Annotated in this window: 23 protein-coding genes; 7 read left to right on the forward strand and 16 right to left on the reverse strand. The window is 40.9% G+C overall.

The features are described from left to right. Positions 1–28: 28 nt before the first annotated feature. Genes rpsQ through rpsJ form a run of 11 tightly spaced genes read right to left on the reverse strand, consistent with a single transcriptional unit; the run spans position 29 to position 4,995 of the window. Entirely contained in the window at positions 29–286 is a 258-nt protein-coding gene (gene rpsQ / locus B5G52_RS10260; protein ID WP_058561414.1) for a 30S ribosomal protein S17, read from the reverse strand. After that, complete coding sequence (gene rpmC, locus B5G52_RS10265; protein WP_004588692.1) at positions 286–477, reverse strand: 50S ribosomal protein L29; 192 nt, start codon at positions 475–477, stop codon at positions 286–288. The genes rpsQ and rpmC overlap by 1 nt, the downstream gene beginning before the upstream one ends. Then, positions 477–890, reverse strand: a complete 414-nt coding sequence (gene rplP, locus B5G52_RS10270; protein WP_054206129.1) for a 50S ribosomal protein L16 — start codon at positions 888–890, stop codon at positions 477–479. Before rplP ends, rpmC begins: the two co-directional genes overlap by 1 nt. Before the next feature lie 12 nt (positions 891–902). Continuing rightward, positions 903–1,604: a 30S ribosomal protein S3 gene (gene rpsC, locus B5G52_RS10275; RefSeq protein WP_004588691.1), complete on the reverse strand. Its 702-nt coding sequence runs from the start codon at positions 1,602–1,604 to the stop codon at positions 903–905. An 11-nt stretch (positions 1,605–1,615) separates the two neighbouring features. Then, positions 1,616–1,948 carry a 50S ribosomal protein L22 gene (gene rplV / locus B5G52_RS10280; protein ID WP_087532558.1) on the reverse strand — a complete coding sequence of 111 codons (333 nt, stop codon included), beginning with the start codon at positions 1,946–1,948 and terminating at the stop codon, positions 1,616–1,618. Between the two features lie 14 nt (positions 1,949–1,962). Continuing rightward, the gene (gene rpsS / locus B5G52_RS10285) at positions 1,963–2,241 is read right to left on the reverse strand and encodes a 30S ribosomal protein S19 (RefSeq protein WP_004588689.1); all 279 of its coding nucleotides are present in this window, start codon (positions 2,239–2,241) and stop codon (positions 1,963–1,965) included. A gap of 15 nt (positions 2,242–2,256) precedes the next feature. Continuing rightward, the gene (rplB, locus tag B5G52_RS10290) at positions 2,257–3,081 is read right to left on the reverse strand and encodes a 50S ribosomal protein L2 (RefSeq protein WP_004588688.1); all 825 of its coding nucleotides are present in this window, start codon (positions 3,079–3,081) and stop codon (positions 2,257–2,259) included. A gap of 17 nt (positions 3,082–3,098) precedes the next feature. Further along, on the reverse strand, positions 3,099–3,401 hold the full coding sequence (rplW, locus tag B5G52_RS10295) for a 50S ribosomal protein L23 (RefSeq protein WP_016709050.1): 303 nt from the start codon (positions 3,399–3,401) through the stop codon (positions 3,099–3,101). Beyond that, positions 3,398–4,003 carry a 50S ribosomal protein L4 gene (gene rplD, locus B5G52_RS10300; RefSeq protein ID WP_058561416.1) on the reverse strand — a complete coding sequence of 202 codons (606 nt, stop codon included), beginning with the start codon at positions 4,001–4,003 and terminating at the stop codon, positions 3,398–3,400. The genes rplW and rplD overlap by 4 nt, the downstream gene beginning before the upstream one ends. A gap of 17 nt (positions 4,004–4,020) precedes the next feature. Next, a complete protein-coding gene (gene rplC, locus B5G52_RS10305; RefSeq protein ID WP_058561417.1) occupies positions 4,021–4,656 on the reverse strand; it encodes a 50S ribosomal protein L3 in 636 nt (211 codons plus the stop codon). Between the two features lie 27 nt (positions 4,657–4,683). Beyond that, the gene (gene rpsJ, locus B5G52_RS10310) at positions 4,684–4,995 is read right to left on the reverse strand and encodes a 30S ribosomal protein S10 (RefSeq protein WP_002957900.1); all 312 of its coding nucleotides are present in this window, start codon (positions 4,993–4,995) and stop codon (positions 4,684–4,686) included. A 391-nt stretch (positions 4,996–5,386) separates the two neighbouring features. Between rpsJ and plsB the strand changes: the two genes are divergently transcribed. After that, on the forward strand, positions 5,387–7,825 hold the full coding sequence (plsB, locus tag B5G52_RS10315; RefSeq protein ID WP_087532559.1) for a glycerol-3-phosphate 1-O-acyltransferase PlsB: 2,439 nt from the start codon (positions 5,387–5,389) through the stop codon (positions 7,823–7,825). Positions 7,826–7,870: 45 nt separating this feature from the next. On the opposite strand, the gene tesB is transcribed toward plsB, so the two are convergent. Then, entirely contained in the window at positions 7,871–8,728 is an 858-nt protein-coding gene (gene tesB, locus B5G52_RS10320) for an acyl-CoA thioesterase II (RefSeq protein WP_087532560.1), read from the reverse strand. 74 nt (positions 8,729–8,802) lie between these two features. Here tesB and B5G52_RS10325 point away from each other — a divergent pair, with 74 nt between their 5' ends. Both B5G52_RS10325 and B5G52_RS10330 read left to right on the forward strand, forming a co-directional pair. Next, positions 8,803–9,261 (forward strand): EVE domain-containing protein, encoded by a 459-nt coding sequence (locus tag B5G52_RS10325; RefSeq protein ID WP_087532561.1) that lies wholly within the window; start codon positions 8,803–8,805, stop codon positions 9,259–9,261. A gap of 66 nt (positions 9,262–9,327) precedes the next feature. After that, positions 9,328–10,359: a cytosolic protein gene (locus tag B5G52_RS10330; protein ID WP_087532562.1), complete on the forward strand. Its 1,032-nt coding sequence runs from the start codon at positions 9,328–9,330 to the stop codon at positions 10,357–10,359. 25 nt (positions 10,360–10,384) lie between these two features. Here the strand turns inward: B5G52_RS10330 and B5G52_RS10335 are convergent, their stop codons facing one another. Then, entirely contained in the window at positions 10,385–10,591 is a 207-nt protein-coding gene (locus tag B5G52_RS10335; RefSeq protein WP_087532563.1) for a PLDc N-terminal domain-containing protein, read from the reverse strand. Next, complete coding sequence (locus B5G52_RS10340; protein WP_087532564.1) at positions 10,591–11,658, reverse strand: potassium channel family protein; 1,068 nt, start codon at positions 11,656–11,658, stop codon at positions 10,591–10,593. Before B5G52_RS10340 ends, B5G52_RS10335 begins: the two co-directional genes overlap by 1 nt. A 156-nt stretch (positions 11,659–11,814) precedes the next feature. On the opposite strand from B5G52_RS10340, the gene B5G52_RS10345 reads away from it, so the two are divergent. Beyond that, positions 11,815–12,765 (forward strand): chemotaxis protein CheV, encoded by a 951-nt coding sequence (locus tag B5G52_RS10345; protein WP_087532565.1) that lies wholly within the window; start codon positions 11,815–11,817, stop codon positions 12,763–12,765. A gap of 76 nt (positions 12,766–12,841) precedes the next feature. After that, entirely contained in the window at positions 12,842–14,155 is a 1,314-nt protein-coding gene (locus B5G52_RS10350) for a short-chain fatty acid transporter (protein WP_087532566.1), read from the forward strand. A 39-nt stretch (positions 14,156–14,194) separates the two neighbouring features. Here B5G52_RS10350 and B5G52_RS10355 read toward each other — a convergent pair whose 3' ends face one another. Beyond that, complete coding sequence (locus tag B5G52_RS10355; protein WP_087532567.1) at positions 14,195–15,211, reverse strand: metalloprotease; 1,017 nt, start codon at positions 15,209–15,211, stop codon at positions 14,195–14,197. Positions 15,212–15,355: 144 nt separating this feature from the next. Here B5G52_RS10355 and B5G52_RS10360 point away from each other — a divergent pair, with 144 nt between their 5' ends. Then, positions 15,356–16,573 carry an EAL domain-containing protein gene (locus B5G52_RS10360; RefSeq protein ID WP_087532568.1) on the forward strand — a complete coding sequence of 406 codons (1,218 nt, stop codon included), beginning with the start codon at positions 15,356–15,358 and terminating at the stop codon, positions 16,571–16,573. Here B5G52_RS10360 and B5G52_RS10365 read toward each other — a convergent pair. Further along, the gene (locus B5G52_RS10365) at positions 16,570–17,637 is read right to left on the reverse strand and encodes a hemolysin family protein (protein ID WP_087532569.1); all 1,068 of its coding nucleotides are present in this window, start codon (positions 17,635–17,637) and stop codon (positions 16,570–16,572) included. The two genes, B5G52_RS10360 and B5G52_RS10365, sit on opposite strands and share 4 nt — an antisense overlap. 82 nt (positions 17,638–17,719) lie before the next feature. On the opposite strand from B5G52_RS10365, the gene B5G52_RS10370 reads away from it, so the two are divergent. Continuing rightward, complete coding sequence (locus tag B5G52_RS10370; RefSeq protein WP_087532570.1) at positions 17,720–20,215, forward strand: S9 family peptidase; 2,496 nt, start codon at positions 17,720–17,722, stop codon at positions 20,213–20,215. The last annotated feature ends 65 nt before the right edge of the window (positions 20,216–20,280 follow it).

Consider the following 20,280-nt stretch of genomic DNA (forward strand, 5'->3'; position numbering starts at 1 on the left):
TTAGTAAAGTAAACTTAATTAATAAAAATTAAGCTTTCTTTGGACGCTCAACAACGTCTACTAAAGTCCAAGATTTATTCTTAGAAATAGGAGCACACTCACGGATAGTAACTACGTCACCAGCCTGAGCTGTATTGCTTTCGTCATGTACGTGTAACTTAGTCGTACGTTTGATGAATTTCCCATAGATTGGGTGCTTCACGTAACGTGCGATAGCAACAGTGAAAGATTTTTCCATCTTGTCGCTGATTACACGGCCTTGAAGAGTACGGATTTTATCGCTCATTATTGACCTGCCTTCTGGTTAATAATTGTTTTTACACGCGCGATATCGCGACGTACTGTTCTTAGCGTGTGAGTTTGAGCTAACTGACCAGTGCTTGCTTGCATGCGCAGGTTAAACTGCTCACGAAGAAGTCCTAGAAGTTCAGCATTAAGCTCTTCTACGCTTTTGTCTTTTAGTTCGCTAGCTTTCATTACATCACCGTCCGAGTTACGAAAGTTGTTTTGAATGGTAATTTACGTGCAGCAAGGTTGAACGCTTCACGAGCAAGCTCTTCAGAAACACCTTCCATTTCGTAAAGTACTTTACCAGGCTGAATTTCAGCAACCCAATATTCAACAGAACCTTTACCTTTACCCATACGAACTTCAAGCGGTTTGTTTGTAATTGGCTTGTCTGGGAATACACGGATCCAGATTTTACCTTGACGCTTGACGTGACGTGTCATAGCTCGACGAGCTGCTTCGATTTGACGAGCAGTCATGCGGCCACGACCAGTAGCTTTCAAACCGAAAGTACCGAAGCTTACTTTGTTACCGTTTTGCGCAAGACCACGGTTGCGGCCTTTGTGCGTTTTACGGAATTTTGTACGTTTTGGCTGTAACATTACTCGCTACCTCTACTTAGCACTTTTTTTGGCTTTCTTTGGTGCGCGTTTAGCTGGCTTCTCTTGCTCTTGTACTAGTGGTAAACCACCAATAACTTCGCCTTTGAAGATCCAAACTTTAACACCAATGATACCATAAGTGGTTAAGGCTTCAGAAGTTGCGTAGTCGATATCAGCACGAAGAGTATGTAGAGGTACACGACCTTCACGATACCATTCTGAACGTGCGATTTCTGCGCCGCCAAGACGACCGCTAACTTCAACTTTGATCCCTTTAGAACCGATACGCATTGCATTTTGTACCGAACGCTTCATAGCGCGACGGAACATAACACGACGCTCTAGTTGAGAGGCAATGCCGTCTGCTACTAGTTGTGCATCTAATTCTGGTTTACGTACTTCAGAAATATTAATCTGAGCAGGTACACCTGCGATCTTAGTTACCGCTTGACGTAGCTTTTCAACGTCTTCGCCTTTTTTACCGATAACAACACCCGGACGAGCCGTGTGGATTGTTACGCGGATCGATTTTGCTGGACGCTCAATAACGATTTTAGACACAGAAGCCGCTTTTAATTCCTTTGTAAGGAAAGTACGTACTTTGTGATCGCCAAAAAGCTGATCAGAGAAATCTTTAGAACTCGCGTACCAGGTAGAAACCCAAGGTTTAGATATACCTAGGCGAATACCAGTAGGATGAACTTTTTGTCCCATTACTTATACTCCTAGCTATCTGAAACCACAACAGTGATGTGGCTTGTACGCTTAAGGATGCGGTCTGCGCGTCCTTTAGCACGTGGCATAATACGCTTCATTGTAGGACCATCGTCCACAAAAATCGTGCTTACGCGAAGCTCATCAATGTCAGCACCTTCGTTATGCTCTGCGTTAGCAATAGCAGACTCAAGTACTTTTTTAACTAATACAGCCGCTTTTTTCGGGCTGTACGCCAGGATTTCTAGAGCGCGATCGACAGGTAGTCCGCGGATCTGATCTGCAACTAGACGAGCTTTTTGCGCCGAACCAGAGGCGAATTTATGTTTAGCTAATGCTTGCATTTATCATTCCCCTCTTAGCGTTTCTTCGCTTTCTTATCCGCAGCATGGCCACGGTAAGTGCGAGTTGGTGCAAATTCACCTAGTTTGTGACCGATCATTTCGTCAGAAACGAAAACTGGTACATGCTGGCGACCATTATGGACAGCAATGGTCAATCCGATCATGTTAGGTATGATCATTGAACGACGGCTCCAAGTTTTAATTGGCTTCTTTTCACCGCTTTCCAAAGCTTTCTCTACCTTCTTCAGCAAGTGTAGGTCTATAAAAGGACCCTTCTTGAGAGAGCGTGGCATGGCTATTCCTCAATATTACTTAGTACGACGACGTACTATAAATTTATCCGTACGCTTGTTCTTACGCGTCTTAGCACCTTTAGTAGGCTTACCCCATGGAGACACAGGATGACGACCACCAGATGTACGACCTTCACCACCACCGTGTGGGTGATCAACCGGGTTCATGGCAACACCACGAACTGTCGGACGAATACCACGCCAGCGATTTGCACCTGCTTTACCAAGTGAACGAAGCATATGCTCAGCATTGCCTACTTCACCTAGCGTTGCACGACAATCAGATTGTACTTTACGTACTTCGCCAGAACGAAGACGTAATGTTACGTATTGACCATCACGCGCAAGGATTTGAACGTATGCACCAGCAGAACGTGCGATTTGAGCACCTTTACCTGGTTTTAATTCTACGTTGTGAACAGTCGAACCTACAGGCATATTACGCATAGGTAATGCATTACCAGGTTTGATTGGTGCATCAACACCAGACTGGATTGCATCGCCAGCTTTTAAGCCTTTAGGTGCGATAATGTAACGACGCTCACCGTCTGCATATAATACAAGAGCGATGTTTGCGCTACGGTTTGGATCATATTCCAAACGCTCAACAGTGGCTGGAATGCCATCTTTAGTACGTTTAAAATCGATTAAACGGTAATGATGCTTATGACCACCACCGATATGACGAACCGTAATACGACCATTGTTATTACGACCACCTGATTTAGAGTTTTTCTCTAATAGTGGTGCGTAAGGTTTACCCTTATGTAAATCTGGGTTAACCACTTTAACTAGGTGACGACGACCCGCAGAAGTTGGTTTACACTTTTGAAGTGCCATAATTCTAACTCCCCTTATTACTCGGCGCCGCCGACAAAGTCTAGCTCGCTACCTTCTTTAAGAGTAACGTAAGCTTTCTTCCAGTCGCTACGACGACCGAAACGCATGCCAGTACGTTTTGTTTTACCCTTAACGTTTAGTGTGCGAACACCAGTTACTTCCACTTCAAAAAGCTTCTCAACAGCTGATTTGATCTCAGCTTTAGTTGCGTCATTTGTTACTTTGAAAACAATCGTGTTGTTTTCTTCAGCAGCAATTGTGCTCTTTTCAGAGATATGTGGAGCAAGGATCACTTTTAAAAGACGTTCTTCACGGATCATGCTAGCGTCTCCTCAAGTTGCTTAACAGCAGCAGCTGTAATAAGTACCTTGTCGAAAGCGATTAAGCTTACAGGATCGATACCAGCTACATCGCGCGTGTCAACCTTGTACAGGTTACGTGCCGATAAGAATAGATTCTCATCTACTTCTTCAGTCACGATAAGAACATCTTTAAGCTCAAGTTCTTTAAGCTTAGAAACTAGTTCTTTAGTTTTTGGTGCTTCAAGACCAAAACTTTCAACAACGATTAAACGCTCTTGACGAACTAATTCAGATAAGATGCTTTTGATCGCACCGCGGTACATTTTACGGTTTACTTTTTGGCTGTGGTCTTGTGGTTTAGCTGCGAAGCTAACGCCACCTGAACGCCAAATTGGACTACGGATTGTACCAGCACGTGCACGGCCAGTACCTTTTTGAGCCCATGGTTTTTTACCACCACCGCTTACTTCAGAACGTGTCTTCTGAGCACGAGTACCTTGACGAGCACCTGCTGCGTATGCAACAACTACTTGGTGTACTAATGCTTCGTTAAACTCACGTCCAAAAGTAGCTTCAGAAACTTCAAGAGCGCCAGAAGCGTCTTTAATTGCTAATTCCATCACTAAATCTCCAGGACTTATGCTTTAACAGCTGGTTTAACGATAACGTCACCGCCGATAGCGCCAGGTACTGCACCTTTAACTAAAAGCAAATTACGCTCAGCGTCAACGCGAACTAGTTCTAGGTTCTGAGTTGTTACTTGCTCATTACCCATTTGACCGGCCATTTTCTTACCTTTAAACACCTTACCAGGTGATTGGTTTTGACCGATTGAACCAGGAGCACGGTGAGATAGAGAGTTACCATGTGTAGCGTCTTGCATGCTGAAATTCCAGCGCTTAACACCACCTTGGAAACCTTTACCTTTAGAAGTACCGGTTACGTCAACTTTGTTGATTTCGTTGAATAATTCAACAGTAAGCTCAGCGCCTACTTCAAAATCGCCTTCACCACCATTTAGGCGGAATTCCCACAGACCGCGACCCGCTTCAACACCAGCTTTAGCGAAATGACCCGCTGCTGCTTTGTTTACACGGCTTGCTTTTTTAGTGCCTGCGGTTACTTGAAGTGAGTTATAACCGTCTGTTGCTTCAGATTTTATCTGAGCAATGCGGTTAGGTGTCGCTTCAATAACTGTCACAGGGATAGATACACCATCTTCAGTGAAGATACGTGTCATACCCACTTTACGACCGACTAGACCTAATGCCATTTTCCTAAAACCTCTCTAATCTTCCGATTAACCCAGGCTGATTTGAACATCAACACCAGCAGCAAGATCTAAACGCATAAGAGCGTCAACAGTCTTGTCAGTTGGTTCTACGATGTCGATCAGACGTTTATGGGTGCGGATCTCGTACTGATCACGCGCGTCTTTATTAACGTGCGGTGAAGTAAGTACAGTAAAACGTTCAAAGCGTGTAGGTAGTGGAATTGGACCACGTACTTGTGCGCCAGTGCGTTTCGCAGTTTCCACGATTTCCGCCGTTGATTGGTCAATCAAACGGTGGTCAAAAGCTTTTAGGCGAATACGAATGCGTTGATTTGACATTCTTAAACCTCAATATAAAGAGCATTTAAAAGAGCATAAAAAAACGACCGAAACAATCTTAATAATTAAGATGCCGGTTGTTGATTTATATCTACGTTGAGTTCCAAATCGGAACTCCTGTTTTATTAGCTTGAAATCCAAGCTTAATGTTCCTTCCAAGTTCCCGAGGGAATTTTGAAAGCCTGCGTATTATAGTGATATTGGTGATAAATGCAACAACTATTTCAATAATCCTTGTCAGACATTGAATTGTTCATTAAAAATACAACAAACTCAAAGTAGTATCCGCTATAATTAATAACGTATAAATACTATCTTAATGGTCAGTCCAGTTATTACTTGGTATTATCTGCGCTTATTTTGCTTTTTACCCTCTAACTTTGGTGAGTTGATGCGTATTTTTAATTATTGTTTAAACTTTTTCTCTATGCTGATGAATCGTTTGCTTGTTAAAAGCAAGGTTCTTCCTGAGAACCCTATTGAACAATACGGCCTTAACCCGGCATACCCTACCTTTTATATAGTTAAACTTAATGCACGGTCTGATTTAGCAGCACTTGCTCGCGTATGTAAAAAGTACGGGTTACCAGACCCTACCGAACAACAATTATTAGGCAGTGCAGAGCTTGACCGTTTTATAGGCCTACAAAATCCGCCACCTTTATTTGGTGATACAGCAAAACCAACAGACGCTTTACAAAAAGGTAAGCATATTATTGATCAGCTCATCGACAGCGATGAAAAGAATGTACAAGTTATTCCTGTCACCATTTTGTGGGGCCGTAATCCAGGAAAAGAAAAGCCAGGGTTAGGCACGCTAGTGTCGCACTCTTTAACACCAAGTTGGTTTCGTAAGTTTTTTGTGTTGCTGTTTTCTGGTCGCGATAACTTTGTTCGCTTTAGCCAACCGTTAGATTTGTCATTACTGGTTAATGAGAAAGCGGATGTCGATGAACTACCTCATAAACTACTGCGTGTGGCTCGTGTTCACTTTCGTCGACAAAAACTCGCAGCTACAGGGCCAAAGATGCCCTCTCGTGAACAATTATTTAGTTCATTATTAGCTTCGCCGACCATAAAAAAAGCGATTCAAACAGAAGCAAAAGAAAAGAATATTAGCCATGACCAAGCAAGGCAAAACGCTTTAAAATTACTTGATGAAATTGCCGCTAATTATAGTGATGCAACAATCCGAGTTGCAGAACGCGTACTTACTTGGTTATGGAATAAGCTTTATAACGGTATTGATATTAAATACACTGAGCAACTACACGATCTAACGAATAAAGGTCATGAAATAATTTATATGCCGTGCCATCGCAGCCATATGGATTATTTACTACTTACCTATTCTATTTATCACCTAGGTTTGGTACCCCCGCATATAGCAGCAGGTATTAACCTTAACTTTTTCCCTGCCGGTGGTATCTTCCGCCGCAGTGGTGCGTTTTTCATTCGCCGCTCTTTTGCTGGCAATAAGCTTTACTCTGCGGTGTTTAAAGAATACTTAAGCCAGCTATTTATTAAAGGTTACTCAGTTAAGTTTTATACTGAAGGCGGCCGTAGTCGAACTGGGCGCTTATTGCCACCAAAAACCGGCATGCTGGCAATGACACTGCAAGCTATGATGCGCGGAATTGATCGCCCAATCTCTATTGTACCTGTGTATATTGGCTATGAGCACGTCATGGAAATCAATACCTACTTAAAAGAGCTTGCTGGTAATGATAAGAAAAGCGAATCAATATTCGGTATTTTCAAAGCCATTAAAAATCTAAAAAACTATGGTCGCGGCAATTTAAACTTCGGTGACCCTATCTCAATTAACCAGTATTTAAATGAGTACCAACCAGATTGGCGAGAGTCTATTCATCCAACCGATGTGCAAAAACCGCAATGGCTTGGTCCACAAGTAGCAAACCTTGCCGACAAGGTCATGGTTAACATCAATAGTGCTGCAGCACTCAATGCGGTTAATCTACTAGCGATGATTTTACTGGTGAATGATAAACAAGCACTGAGTAAATCTAAGCTTTTAGCCCAGCTTGATTTTTACCTGCATCTACAACGCAGCGCCCGTTATAGTGAAAAAGTAAGCACGCCTGATGAAAGTGCTCATGAGCTATTAAGTCACGCCTTAAAACTTAATAAGTTTGATGTGATCAGTGATGAGTTTGGCGAAATTATCGCCATTAATGATAAAGAAAAAACCTTATTTAATTACTACCGCAATAATATTTTGCATGTATTTGCAGTACCCAGCTTACTCGCCTTACATATATTCAAAAGCCACAAAACCACACTTAGTGAATGCCAAAATCTGATCAGCAAGTTTTACCCATTATTTGCTAAAGAATGGTTTTTACATAAATTAGACGAAAACTACATCACCCGTATTTTGGCAAGCTTTGTTGATCAAGAGCTGATTGAAATAGAGGGAGATAATATAAAAATAACCAACAGTAATGACTGCCTAGCAAAACTCGAAATGCTTGGCCGTGCACTTAGCTTAACTTTACAGCGGTATGCAATAGCTATTGGCTTTATACAAACTAGCTCGGGTATTGAACGCGAAGAGCTAGAGCGCGAAAGCCAAGTATTAGCGCAGCGCCTTGGTACCTTACATGGCATTAAGAGCCCTGAGTTTTTCGATAAAAAAGTGCTGGTAGGCTTTATTAGCAACTTAAGAGAGCAAGGGTTGATCAGCGAATCTGATACTGGTTTGCAAGGTAGTAATGAATTATGTGAACTCTACATGCATCTTAAAGCATTATTGCCCGCCCGAATTTGGCAATCGATAACCGATATCGTGCAAAGCCAAAGCAGTTAAGTATTGCGAGGTTAGAGCTGTAACGCTAACCTCGCATTTTGCATGTTAACGCTGACGCATGACACCTTCTTGAATTGTTGAGGCAACCAAGTTGCCTTGACGGTCAAAAAACTGGCCACGCACTAAACCTCGCCCCGAGCTCGCACTTGGGCTATCGATAGTATATAAAATCCAGTCATCAAGTCTAAATGGACGATGAAACCACATTGCATGATCAATCGTTGCAACCTGCATATTTGGTTGCATAAACGACACTCCATGTGGCTGCAAGGCGGTAGGTAAAAATTCAAAGTCTGACGCATACGCTAATAAGTAGTTATGAATGCGTTGATCATCTGGCATATCACCATTGGCTTTAAACCAAATATGCTTAACCGGCTCCATAACCTCAGGTTTAAACGGATTGTGAAAGGTTACTGGCCGCATGTCTATCGGCACTTCTCGAATAAACTTATTTCGGATCACCTCTGGAATATGACTGGCATTTGTTTGGTAAAACTCCAGCGAAGATTTAAGTTCCTCAGGCTGCGGTACATCAGGCATAGTTGCTTGGTGCGATAACCCTTCTTCAAGCCCTTGGAATGAAGCCGTCATATAAAAAATAGGTTTGCCGTATTGGATTGCTTTAACTCGGCGTGTACTAAAACTTTTTCCATCACGAATAGTTTCAACATCATAAACAATGGGTTTTGCGGCATCACCTGGGCGTAAAAAGTAAGAATGCAGAGAGTGAACAATACGCCCTTGCGGTAAGGTTTCTTTAGCGGCAGAAAGCGCCTGCCCCATCACTTGGCCACCAAATACAGCACCAAACCCTAAATCTTGGCTTTGCCCGCGATACAAGCCTTGTTCAATTTCTTCCAATGCTAATAACGACAATAAATCATCTAAAACTTGGCTCATTTTTATATCCTCAATCCCGACAAGGCTCACATAATACTATAGACTATAATTATGTAAATCTTAGGGAGATAACAATGGCTTATTGGCTATTTAAAACCGAGCCTGATGCATTCTCAATTGCTGATTTAAAAAATGCGCCACAACAAACAACGCAATGGGAAGGTGTGCGTAACTATCAAGCCCGTAACTTTATGCGTGATAATGTAAAGCTCAGCGACTTAGTGATGATTTATCATTCGAGCTGTAAACAGGTTGGTGCGGTAGGCATTGCTATCGTGACTCGTGAAGCATACCCCGATCCAACCCAATTTGATTTAAGCAGCGATTATTACGATGCCAAAGCAACAACTGATAATCCGCGCTGGGTGGTTGTTGATGTAACTTATCAACAGCATTTAAATAAATTAGTTAGCCTTAAAGCGATTAAAGATAATGACGCAATAACTGACATCGCACTAAAAAAAGGCGGCCGTTTATCAGTAATGCCTGTCACCAAGAGTGATTGGGATGAGATCATTAGTATGGCAAATTAACGACAACATTTGACCCTTTTTGCTTGAGTTTGCTATGATCTCGGCCGAATTTTTTATGGGGGATTAATGAAACTACTGTATTGGCTTGATGAATGGTTAACTCACCCCCGCGATGAACAACAAAGTAAACTACCTATGTCTGGCAGTGATTTACTTGGCGATGTTTTTGTAAAATACCACTTCACAGATCTCAAAAAACCTCTTCTTTTTACATTTTCTCCAGCTGGCACTAATTATAAAGAACACGATCTTCATGAAGCGTTTGCTCCTTGGGGCTATAACTTGGCGAAAAAACAAAATGTAAATATTATTTCGTTTCAGCACCTTGGAAGAAGTAATTGGTTTAGAAGCCGCAATTTAATCTTTTTTTTGGAGCAACTTGCACAGCTACTTGAACCATTCAATCAGCGCTTAGGTTATGGACTCAGTCGTGGTGGTTTTGCTGTAGGTGCTTTTGCTAAACTACTAAAATTAGATCAAGTCTTACTTTTTCATCCAGTTAGTACCAAAAATCAAGTGATTGCGCCTTGGGATGACCGCTCAAGCACAGATATAGCACAACAGTTTGATTGGAATAGTGATTACCATGACCTCGATTTAGGGCATGCCAAAGGTTATATTATTTATGACCCAACCAATCATATCGACCGCCTACATGCAAAACGCTACCCACAACTCACTCATTTACGCGTATTTGGTCTGGGTCATGGCACACACGCAAGTTACTTGAACAAATTTGGCTTTTACAAACAAGTGGCTGTTGATTTTATTCGCCATCAACAACTTGATATTGCACAGTTTAGATTACAAACCAAAACTCTGCGGTTAAAAGAAGATTATTACCAATGTCTTAATCAAGCGAATGCTCACTCAAAGCACCGCCTTGAGCTGCTTAGCACCGCACACAATATTTTAATTGATGAAAAGCAGGCTCATATGCAAGAGCAAAAAGATAAAATTGATGTGCAACCACTGATTGATGTAGCAATAACACATCAAAATGAGCATCCGAATGATGCCATAAAGCTGCTCGAAGTGGCGCAACAGCTTGCACCAGAAGATCCACTAATTGATCATAAACTTAAACAGCTAAAATAACGTGATAGTGCATCAGCATATTAAGTTAGGCCTTTTTCTTTAGGCCTTTCTTTTTATGACCATGCTTTGGCACAATCGCAAAGTACATAATAAGTCCCAGCCACGAAAAGAAAATGATGCCAATTAGCCAACCGTTTTTTTCATGCCCTTGCGTACGCTTACTATTAAGCACTAACACCACAGGTAAAATATAAGCGCTTAAGATCAGAAGTAAAAACGCAATCTCATCCATTATTTTGCCAACTCTTGCCAGTCAACTTCGTTATTTAACACCCGGTTAATCGCAATATAATGTAAAATATCACCACTGTTTACTGGGTAATTAAGCGGCGGGTTTAAATCCATATTTTTAGCACTCAGGTTATGCGCTACACCAAGCAAAATTGCATCGTGATCATGTTTAAAATGATGGAATAACTTCCCAAATTCCATTTGCGCTAAATTATCAGGAATAACCAAGCTAAATTGTGTATCACCATGAAGGGTTGATAACAACTCCTCTTGCACTCGGCTTGAACCTGGGTCTTGCATTGAACGCACTAAAATCTCAGCTGATTTTGCACTTGAACACTCCACATTATGGCAATGCTCTAGTAGCATTTCGACTTTACTCTCATCGTTAAAATGCGCGCTAATATGGCAGCCCTCTTTCACCAACTTGCTAATACGTAACGCAGTGGTAAAGGTTTGGTCATCATCTTGGCCATCAATAATAATCTTATCGGCGTATTTTATTGCAACCCGCTCCAGCTGCTCGCAATCAGTAAAGCTACTTAAACGCGCAAAATCAACATGCTCATTGGTTAAAAACGGATGCTCCATTTGCTCCGTTACTGCGAGTAAGATTCGTCTATCAGTGCGTTTTTGATCAGCCAAAATATAGTCAATCATCTTTTTTGTACGCGTTTGATGCCAACCAAAAATAATAATGTGGTTGTTAGAATGCGAAAAACTTTTATCACCTGTCATAGCACGCCTAATTAAATATGTAACTGTTTGCCCTGTTTTACCTAACAGAACACCAAATAAAGCTAACCCAAATGGGATTTGTAATAATGCAACAATCCAGCGACCTAAATCTGTGCTAACGCTGAAATCACCGTAACCTACCGTTGATGTCGTTACTATATAGTAATACACAAAAGTGCTAACTGGCGTAAGTTCTGATTCTCCTGCTAATAATAGAAGCAGCCAAGTTACTGTCATATGTAGCAGTGTTGCTAAAGCTACCGCTTGCCAACTCACTTGATCTATATGGCTTCTTACCAATAGAAAAATTCGTTTAAATATAAAAGGCATACCACCACTTAATAGTTCCTGTTCATCTAGCCATTAAGTTACTGCAATGCGTTATTGATGACAATGTTTAGGTAAAGAAGATTATTTCTAGGATGCATTTTTATACTAGAACAGTGTAAGCTATAATTGCATTATAACTTTAAAGACGGGTGTATTATGTCGGGTGTATTAGCTTCTGTAGATCAACGAACCCAACTAGTCGGTGAAAACCGTCTTGAGTTACTGTTATTTTATTTACACAGCCGCCATTTATTTGCGCTAAATGTATTTAAAGTAAAAGAAGTAGTAAAACTACCTCATTTAAATATTATTCCTCATGCTCATCCTAAAATATCTGGAGTGGCTAATATTCGCGGCGAATCAATTCCCGTCATCGATTTACGCCAAGCTATTTGCATGCCTGCGGCTAAGAATATCGAAGATAGTAATTTGGTTATTACTGAATACAACCGCACAGTGCAGGGGTTTCTCATAGGTAAGGTTGACCAAATAGTTAATATGACATGGTCAGACATTATGCCGCCGCCAACGTCTGTAGGTAAGAATCACTATTTAACAGCATTGACAAAAATTCAACGAGATGGCCAAGAGCAACTGGTTGAAATTATAGATGTAGAAAAAGTGCTGGCTGAAATAGTCGAATATGAAGTACAGATCTCGGATGAAATACTCGATAAAAGCATCGTAAATGAGTTTGTTGGTCGTAAAATTCTTCATGCCGATGATTCCCCTACCGCACGCAAACAAGTCAGTGATACCCTGTCTCAGCTGGGTATTGAAATTATCCCCGCAAGTAATGGCCTTGAAGCATTGAACATGCTGAAAAGCTGGGCCGATCGCGGCGATAACGTAGAGCAAGACCTATTGATGGTGATCACCGATGCCGAAATGCCAGCGATGGATGGCTACCGCCTAACTCATGAAATTCGTAACGATGCGCGCCTAAGAAACTTACATGTTGTGCTTAACACTTCTTTAAGCGGTAGTTTTAACCAAGCCCTGGTTGAAAAGGTCGGCTGTAATGCGTTTTTATCTAAGTTCCAACCTGACTTATTAGTCGAAGAAGTACAGAACCGTTTAAAAACGGTATTAAATAATAACAGCTAATACCTTGGTCGATTTGCCAACTAAGTCATTTCATGATTAATTGGCATTATGTAACCATAATAAAAACACTCTCACTATGCTTAACCGTGTTGCAAAGCCCTTTACTCAATTAGTTGAACGCTACTTACCCGACCCCTTTATTTTTGTTATTTTGCTAACGCTTTTAAGCTTTATTATTGCCAGCCTATTTACACCATCTAGCCCAGTTGAAGTAATTGATGCTTGGGGAGGTGGCTTTTGGAATTTATTACAATTTGCAATGCAAATGTTATTGGTACTACTCACCGGTTACATGTTGGCAAGTACTCCTATAATCAACCGCTTACTGGCAAAACTAGCAAGCTTTTCCAGTACACCAGCCAAAGCAATTATTTGGGTCACATTAGTTTCATTGTTAGCTAGTTGGCTAAACTGGGGTTTCGGCTTAGTGATCGGTGCTTTATTTGCCAAAGCAATAGCAAGGCAAACAAAAGTAGATTATCGATTATTAGTGGCTAGTGCATACTCTGGATTTATTGTATGGCACGGAGGCTTAGCAGGCTCTGTACCTTTGACAATTGCAACCATAGGGCACTTTTCAGAGCAAAGTATTGGTGTTATTAGCACCTCGCAGACACTGTTTTCAGGCTTTAATATTGCGATTGTACTGGGCTTGTTTATTATAATGCCGCTTGTTAATCGCTATATGCTTCCTCACGATAGTGACAGTGTGTATGTTGATAAAAGCAAACTAATAGAACCTAAAAATAAAGAAGTCACCTTTACTCGTCCAGCAGATAGTATCGAACACAGCCGCGTGTTAGGTATAACCACAGGCTTACTTGGCCTTGCATATTTAACGTATTATTTTATTTTTAATAATGGCTCACTTAATCTAAACAGTGTTATAGGGCTGTTTTTATTTGCCGCAATAGTATTACACCAAACACCACATAACCTACTCGCCAGCTTGCAGCAAGCCATCCCCAGCGGCGCAGGTATTATTATCCAATTTCCATTTTATGCAGGGATTATGGCGATAATGGTCGAGACCGGTTTAGCACAACAAATTTCCCAAGGCTTTATCGCCATAGCCAGTGCTGAATCACTGCCATTTTGGAGCTTTTTAAGTGCAGGGTTAGTCAATATATTTGTGCCATCCGGTGGCGGGCAATGGGCGGTACAAGCTCCCATTGTTATACCCGCCGCACAGGCACTTGGCGCAGATATGCCCCGCGTAGCAATGGCGGTAGCCTGGGGGGATGCATGGACTAACTTGATCCAACCATTTTGGGCGTTACCAGTTCTCGCCATTGCCGGCTTAAAAGCCAAAGACATTATGGGTTTTTGTTTAGTGCAGTTAATTATCACCGGCGTGTTTATTGCGTTGATGCTAAGTTTTTACCCATGAATCCGCAGGCGTAATAGTGGATTACGCCTGCGCTATAAATCAACTCGACAATATCTTCACCGGTAGGCTTAATATCGCGCTTTCAGAATCAGCAAAGTGCATCATCACCGCCACATGGCCAGCCACCACCAATGCGTACATTACCGCTGAAAAACCTTGGCCGTATTTATCCAGCGGCACAAGGTGTGAAAAATGACGGCCGCGCCATTCAAACACGATTTCCAGTGCACCGATAAACAGAAAAAACACCAGTAGCATTAAGCCAAACGTATAGCTTATCCATAAACCAAATAACACACCAAGTAAGCAGACACTCAAGCCAACCCATGAACGCATAGAGAAACTAATGCTCTTTAGGACGTGGCCACCATCGAGCGGTAAAATAGGCAATAAGTTAAATAAGTTAAGTAACGCGCTGAGTACTGCAACACCTGCAAAGATATCCATTTCTGTAGCGTAATAAAGTACCACCCCGAGTACTGAAGTGATCAGACCAAACGCGGGGCCCATTAATGAGATCACCACATCTTGCCAACGGGTGGTAATTTTATCATCGCTAACCGCGAGCCCACCCACAAAAGGGATTAAGTAAATACCTTTAGTTTTAATGCCAAAATACTGCATGGCGCGTACGTGTCCGTATTCATGTATTACCAAACAAGCAATCAACATTAAGGCGAATTCAAAGGTGAACAGCCAGGCATAACCAGCAACTGACGCACCCGCTAAAGCGACTTTAACTACCTTTGCACTTTTAAACAGTTTAAAACCCAAAGCAAAAATGCCCAGTAAACCTTGCTTAGGTTTAGTTTTTTCAATCGGTGGAATATTCAACTTTTGTACAAGTTGATCATTCACATACAACATTAAACTTTGCTCATTGACTAACGAAGTGTCCAGACCTATCACTTTATCGCCAAGTTCAAACTCAAAGTAGTTACCCCTTGGGTTATCAAAGCCAATCGCTTGTTGCTGTTGGAATATTTGCACAATTTTTTGCTCAGCTAGCACTAAATTAAAAGATTGCTCAGCAAGAGTAAGTTGTATTTGGATCATCGTATCTTAATCTTAATAACATTGCGGCCATTATACCTATTTTACGAATAAATATGAGTGGATTTATTTTCGCCCTATTGCTGACTTTTCTATTTAAACCTACTACTTTTAAATAATTGATGAGTTTTTATTCAAGGAATGAAGATGACAAAACTAGCGCGTAACATAATGGTGGTTGATGACTCCAAAGCGATTTTGGTTGTTATGGAGGCAATTTTAAATGAACTTGAAGTACCCCAAGTTACTACCTGCCTAAGTGCTCAAGAAGCGCTTGATAAAGTTAAGCAATCCCCTTTTTTATATGATGCTGTATTTACTGACCTAAATATGCCAGAAATGGATGGCATGGAGCTTATTCGCCTCCTAGGTGATATAAAATACACAGGCGCGATTGTTATTATTTCTGAGATGGATCTTAAAGTCATAGATTTAGCCGCTGACCTAGCGAAAAAAAGTAATACTCATCTAATTGGCAATATTTCAAAACCAGTGCAGCTAAGCCAGGTTCACACCTTACTTAAAAAGCTTGAGCATTTAGCTTATCATATAGAAAAACCAATTGAGCCAATCTCTGAATCACAATTGCTTCATGCAATTAGTCATAATGAAGTAACTCCTTACTACCAACCAAAAGTAAATCGTCACACCAATAAAGTACAAAGTGTTGAAGTACTTGCACGAATTATGACAGAAAAAGGAGATATAATTTTACCTGAGCGTTTTATTTGTGTTGCTGAAGAATTAGATCTAATAAACCTTATTACTTTTCAGTTGTTTGAAAAAGCAACAGCGGATTTTAGCGAGCTAAAAAATAGCCTAGGTTACATGTTTAAACTGGCATTTAACCTATCTCCTTGCCAGTTAGAAGATTTAAGCTGCCCTGATAAATTAGCGCTCATCTTACAACTTAATAATTTAACGCCCAATGAAATTATTTTAGAGATAACCGAGCAACATGCACTATGTAGCAATGCGCAATTAGAAACATTAAACCGCTTACGAATACGCGGTTTTGATATTTCTTTAGATGATTTTGGTATCGGTTTTACTAATGTTAACCAGCTAAAAACCTTACCTTTTACTGAAGTTAAAATTGATCGTACATTAATCAGCCAAATAGACACAGACCAGTTTTCTCAAGTTATTACCAGTAGTTTAGTTAATATTGCAATTCAAAGAGATATTGTGATTGTTGCTGAGGGCATAGAACGCATTGAAGAACTTGAGTATCTCGATCGTTTTAAAGAATTTATTTTGATGCAGGGTTTTTTAATATGCGGACCAAAAGCGAAACAAGACTTTACTCGCTGGGCAAAATCATGGCTGCAAATGACTAATAAATCGAGTCGTAGCCAACGCTAATTTTTATTTTCATCGTCGTCACTTAGCAACTTGTCAGACGCAGCTAAACGCTGGCGCCAACGTTGCTTGGCAACCATTTGCATATTAGCTGATTGATCATGTTCGTCGATTATATCTAACCCCATCAGCGCTTCTATCATGTCTTCGAGTGTAGCAATGCCTTGCACTTCGCCATACTCATCAATGACTAGGCATATATGCGTACGTTCAGCTAATAAAGTATGAAATAAGGTAGGAACGTAAAGTGTTTCAGGCACAGTATAGATAGGTTTGACGAGCTTACTTATCTTATATTCTTCCCCAATCCGGTGATAAGCCAACATAATGTCGTTTTTATGTACAAAGCCGATAATATCATCACCGTTTTTATCATAAACAAGCACACGTGAAAATGAAGATGAGCCATGCTCTGCTAAATACTGATTAACAGTAATGTCCTTATGTACCTTAAATAACACGGTACGCGGGGTCATTATTGACTCAAGCTTGGCATGGCGAAAATGCAGCAAGCTACGAATTATTTCAGATTCCTCCTGATGCAGAGCACCTGATTCTGAACCAATATCTGCCATCGCTTCAATTTCTTGACGAATATAAAATGCCTCGTCGTAATTTCTACCCAGTAAATTAGTTAACTTATCAGCAAACCAAACAAAAGGTTTTAATACCACCACTAAATAAATTAACCCCTTTGCGACTATAGGGGTTAATGCCCGCCAATGATTAGCCCCCAAAGTTTTTGGAATTATTTCAGAGAGAACCAATACCAATAGAGTCATTATTGCGGAAGCGATTCCCACGGCGGCATCTGAAAAAACCACTGCAGCCTGTGCACCAACTCCAGCAGCGCCGGCAGTATGCGCTATGGTATTTAAAGTTAAAATTGCCGCTAATGGCTGGTCAATATTCTGTTTTAACGCTTCAACACGTTTCGCAAGCTTTGGCTTTTGCTTACGCAATAAAGCAACATAACTGGGCGTAATACTCAGTAACACGGCTTCCATTATCGAGCATAAGAAGGATATGACTATGGCTGCTAGCATGTAAACAATTAATAACGTCATTAAATTCCCCTCTTAGCTGGACTAATGAGCATCCTAACAATACATGCTATATTTAGCCAAATTATCGTTCACAGGCTTAATTATGACTTTCACTTTATTTGCAAAATCATACCCTCGGTACATTGCAAAAACACTTAGCTTATTAGCATTGTGTGCTACTGCAAACTCAGCGCTAGCCTCTTCTTTTGATAAGAGTAATATTGCGTTTATTGGCCCGCTAGGCGAACATATGCAGCTAAAGCCCTACCAAACGCAGCACCATGATGCGATTATCGATAACTTGCTACCTAGCTTACAAGCAAACCGCAAAAGCATTTCCGTATTTGGTGAGCAATATAAATGGCAAACGCTAAGTGATATAAATGCATTAACTTTAGCAGGTATACAAGGGCTAAAATTTACTGTTAAAAGTGATCGTTTCAGCCAAGGCACACTAAAACTTATTGGTATAGAGCAAGCTAAGGTTTTCCTTAATGGTCAACTGCAAAGCGCTAAAGAGCACAATTATGAACTAGCTTTTACGACTGGCGAACATCAAATTGTTATCATTGCTGAGCAAGTAGCTAACTGGCATGACGTTGATATTGATTTTAGTCCAAAGTCAGAGCTTGATAACATTACTATTAGCCAACAACCAAGTAGTAGCTTATCTGCGAAGCAATTATTTGATGCACCTACCATCAGTATGCTTTCACTGTCACCCGATGGCGAACACTACATTACCAGTACACGCCATTACAGTGATCACACCGGTAACCAAGCACAAATAGTGACCGAGCTTAAAAATCAAGATGATAAAGTCGTTTATCGCTTTGAGTCAGGCCAACCCAGTAATGTAATTTGGAGCCCTGATAATGATTATATTGTTTATTTAATCGATGGCCAATTGAAGAAGCTTAATCGCCACACGCTCGCATTAAATGTAATTGCGAATAACCTTAAAGGTGCGAGCGGCTTTGAGTTTTATACCAATACAAGCCTACTTTTTACTTGGTCTAAATACCCTGAAGCTGATACAGGTCTCACAAAGCATTATCGTGGCTTACAAGATCGTTGGTCATATGCTCGTACAACTTCGCAAGCATACTTGTTGGATATTAGCTCAGGTTTGAGTAAAGCACTTAGCGAAGGGCCGCTCAGTCATAGCATTGAAGATTATAACAGCGAGCAAGGCACTGTACTGCTTAGTCGCAGCGCTCACTTAATGGAAGCTACGACTCATCCGCTAACAGAGTTATTAGAAACTGATATCAAATCAGCACAACACACTATTTTAGGCCAATTTAAAACATTTAACCAAGCAAAGTATACCAAAAAGGGGATTTACGTTGTCGCAGGGCCAGACTTTAAAGAAGGGCTAGGCCGAAATATTCCAACTGACATGTTAGCAAATAACTACGACGGTCAGCTGTATTTATTGACCCAGCAAGGCAAGCAAGCTGAAGCATTAAGTAAAGAATTTAACCCTGCGATTGGGCAAGTAAAGGTACTTGAGAATGGCGATGCCGTGCTTAAAGTCACTGAGCAGGATACGCAACAGCTTTACCTTTTTGATATAAGTAAAAGTCACTTTAAAAAGCTTAAAACCAAACTTGATGTAGTTGAGCAATTTAGCGTTTCAAAAAATCGCTCGCCTGCTATTTTATATAGTGGAACCACGGCATCAACACCACAACAGTTGAAGCGTTTAAACATAAACAAAAATAGAGCCAGTACCCTATGGGATTCTAAACCACTAAACTACGCTGCGACTAAGATCCCAACACTTGAAGAGTTTAACTTTACCAATCAACAAGGTGTAGAAATTAAAGGCCGCGTGTATCTGCCAACAAATTTAGATAAATCTAAAAAGCATCCAGCTTTGATTTATTATTATGGTGGTACATCACCGGTATCGCGTGGTTTTACTGGTCGTTATCCGTTTAACTTATGGGCAGAAAATGGTTACATTGTTTACGTTGTGCAGCCCACAGGTGCGACGGGCTTTGGCCAAGAGTTCTCTGCTAAGCATGTTAATGCGTGGGGCGAGCACACCGCCGACGATATTATGCAAGGTACTCAAGCTTTACTTGCTCACTACTCATTTATTGATAAGAACCGTTTAGGCAATTTAGGCGCCTCATATGGTGGCTTTATGACCATGCTGCTAGCAACTAAAACCGATATGTTTAGTGCCTCTATCGCACATGCAGGGATCTCAAATATTACTTCATACTGGGGCCAAGGTTGGTGGGGCTATTTATACTCAGGCGAAGCATCTAAAAATAGCTTCCCTTGGAACAATAGCGATTTATATAGCCAACGTAGCCCGGTGTTTCATGCAGATAAAGTAACGACACCTTTACTATTATTACACGGCGATTCAGATACTAACGTACCTGTTGGCGAAAGCCATAATATGTATACAGCATTAAAGCTGCTTGGTAAAGACGTCGACCTTATTGAATATAAAGGTGCTGATCACCAAATATTTGCTCGTGACAAGCGCTTCAATTGGTGGAACACCATGCTCGCCTACTTCGACAAACACTTAAAACAAGAGCCGCAATGGTGGCAATATTTATACCCTGAAAAATAACGTTTAGCCAAAAGAAAGAAAATGACCCATTTTCTTTCTTTTGTTTGTGCAAAAAACTATAAAAA

The organism is Pseudoalteromonas sp. A601, assembly GCF_002165575.1.
Lineage (GTDB): Bacteria > Pseudomonadota > Gammaproteobacteria > Enterobacterales > Alteromonadaceae > Pseudoalteromonas.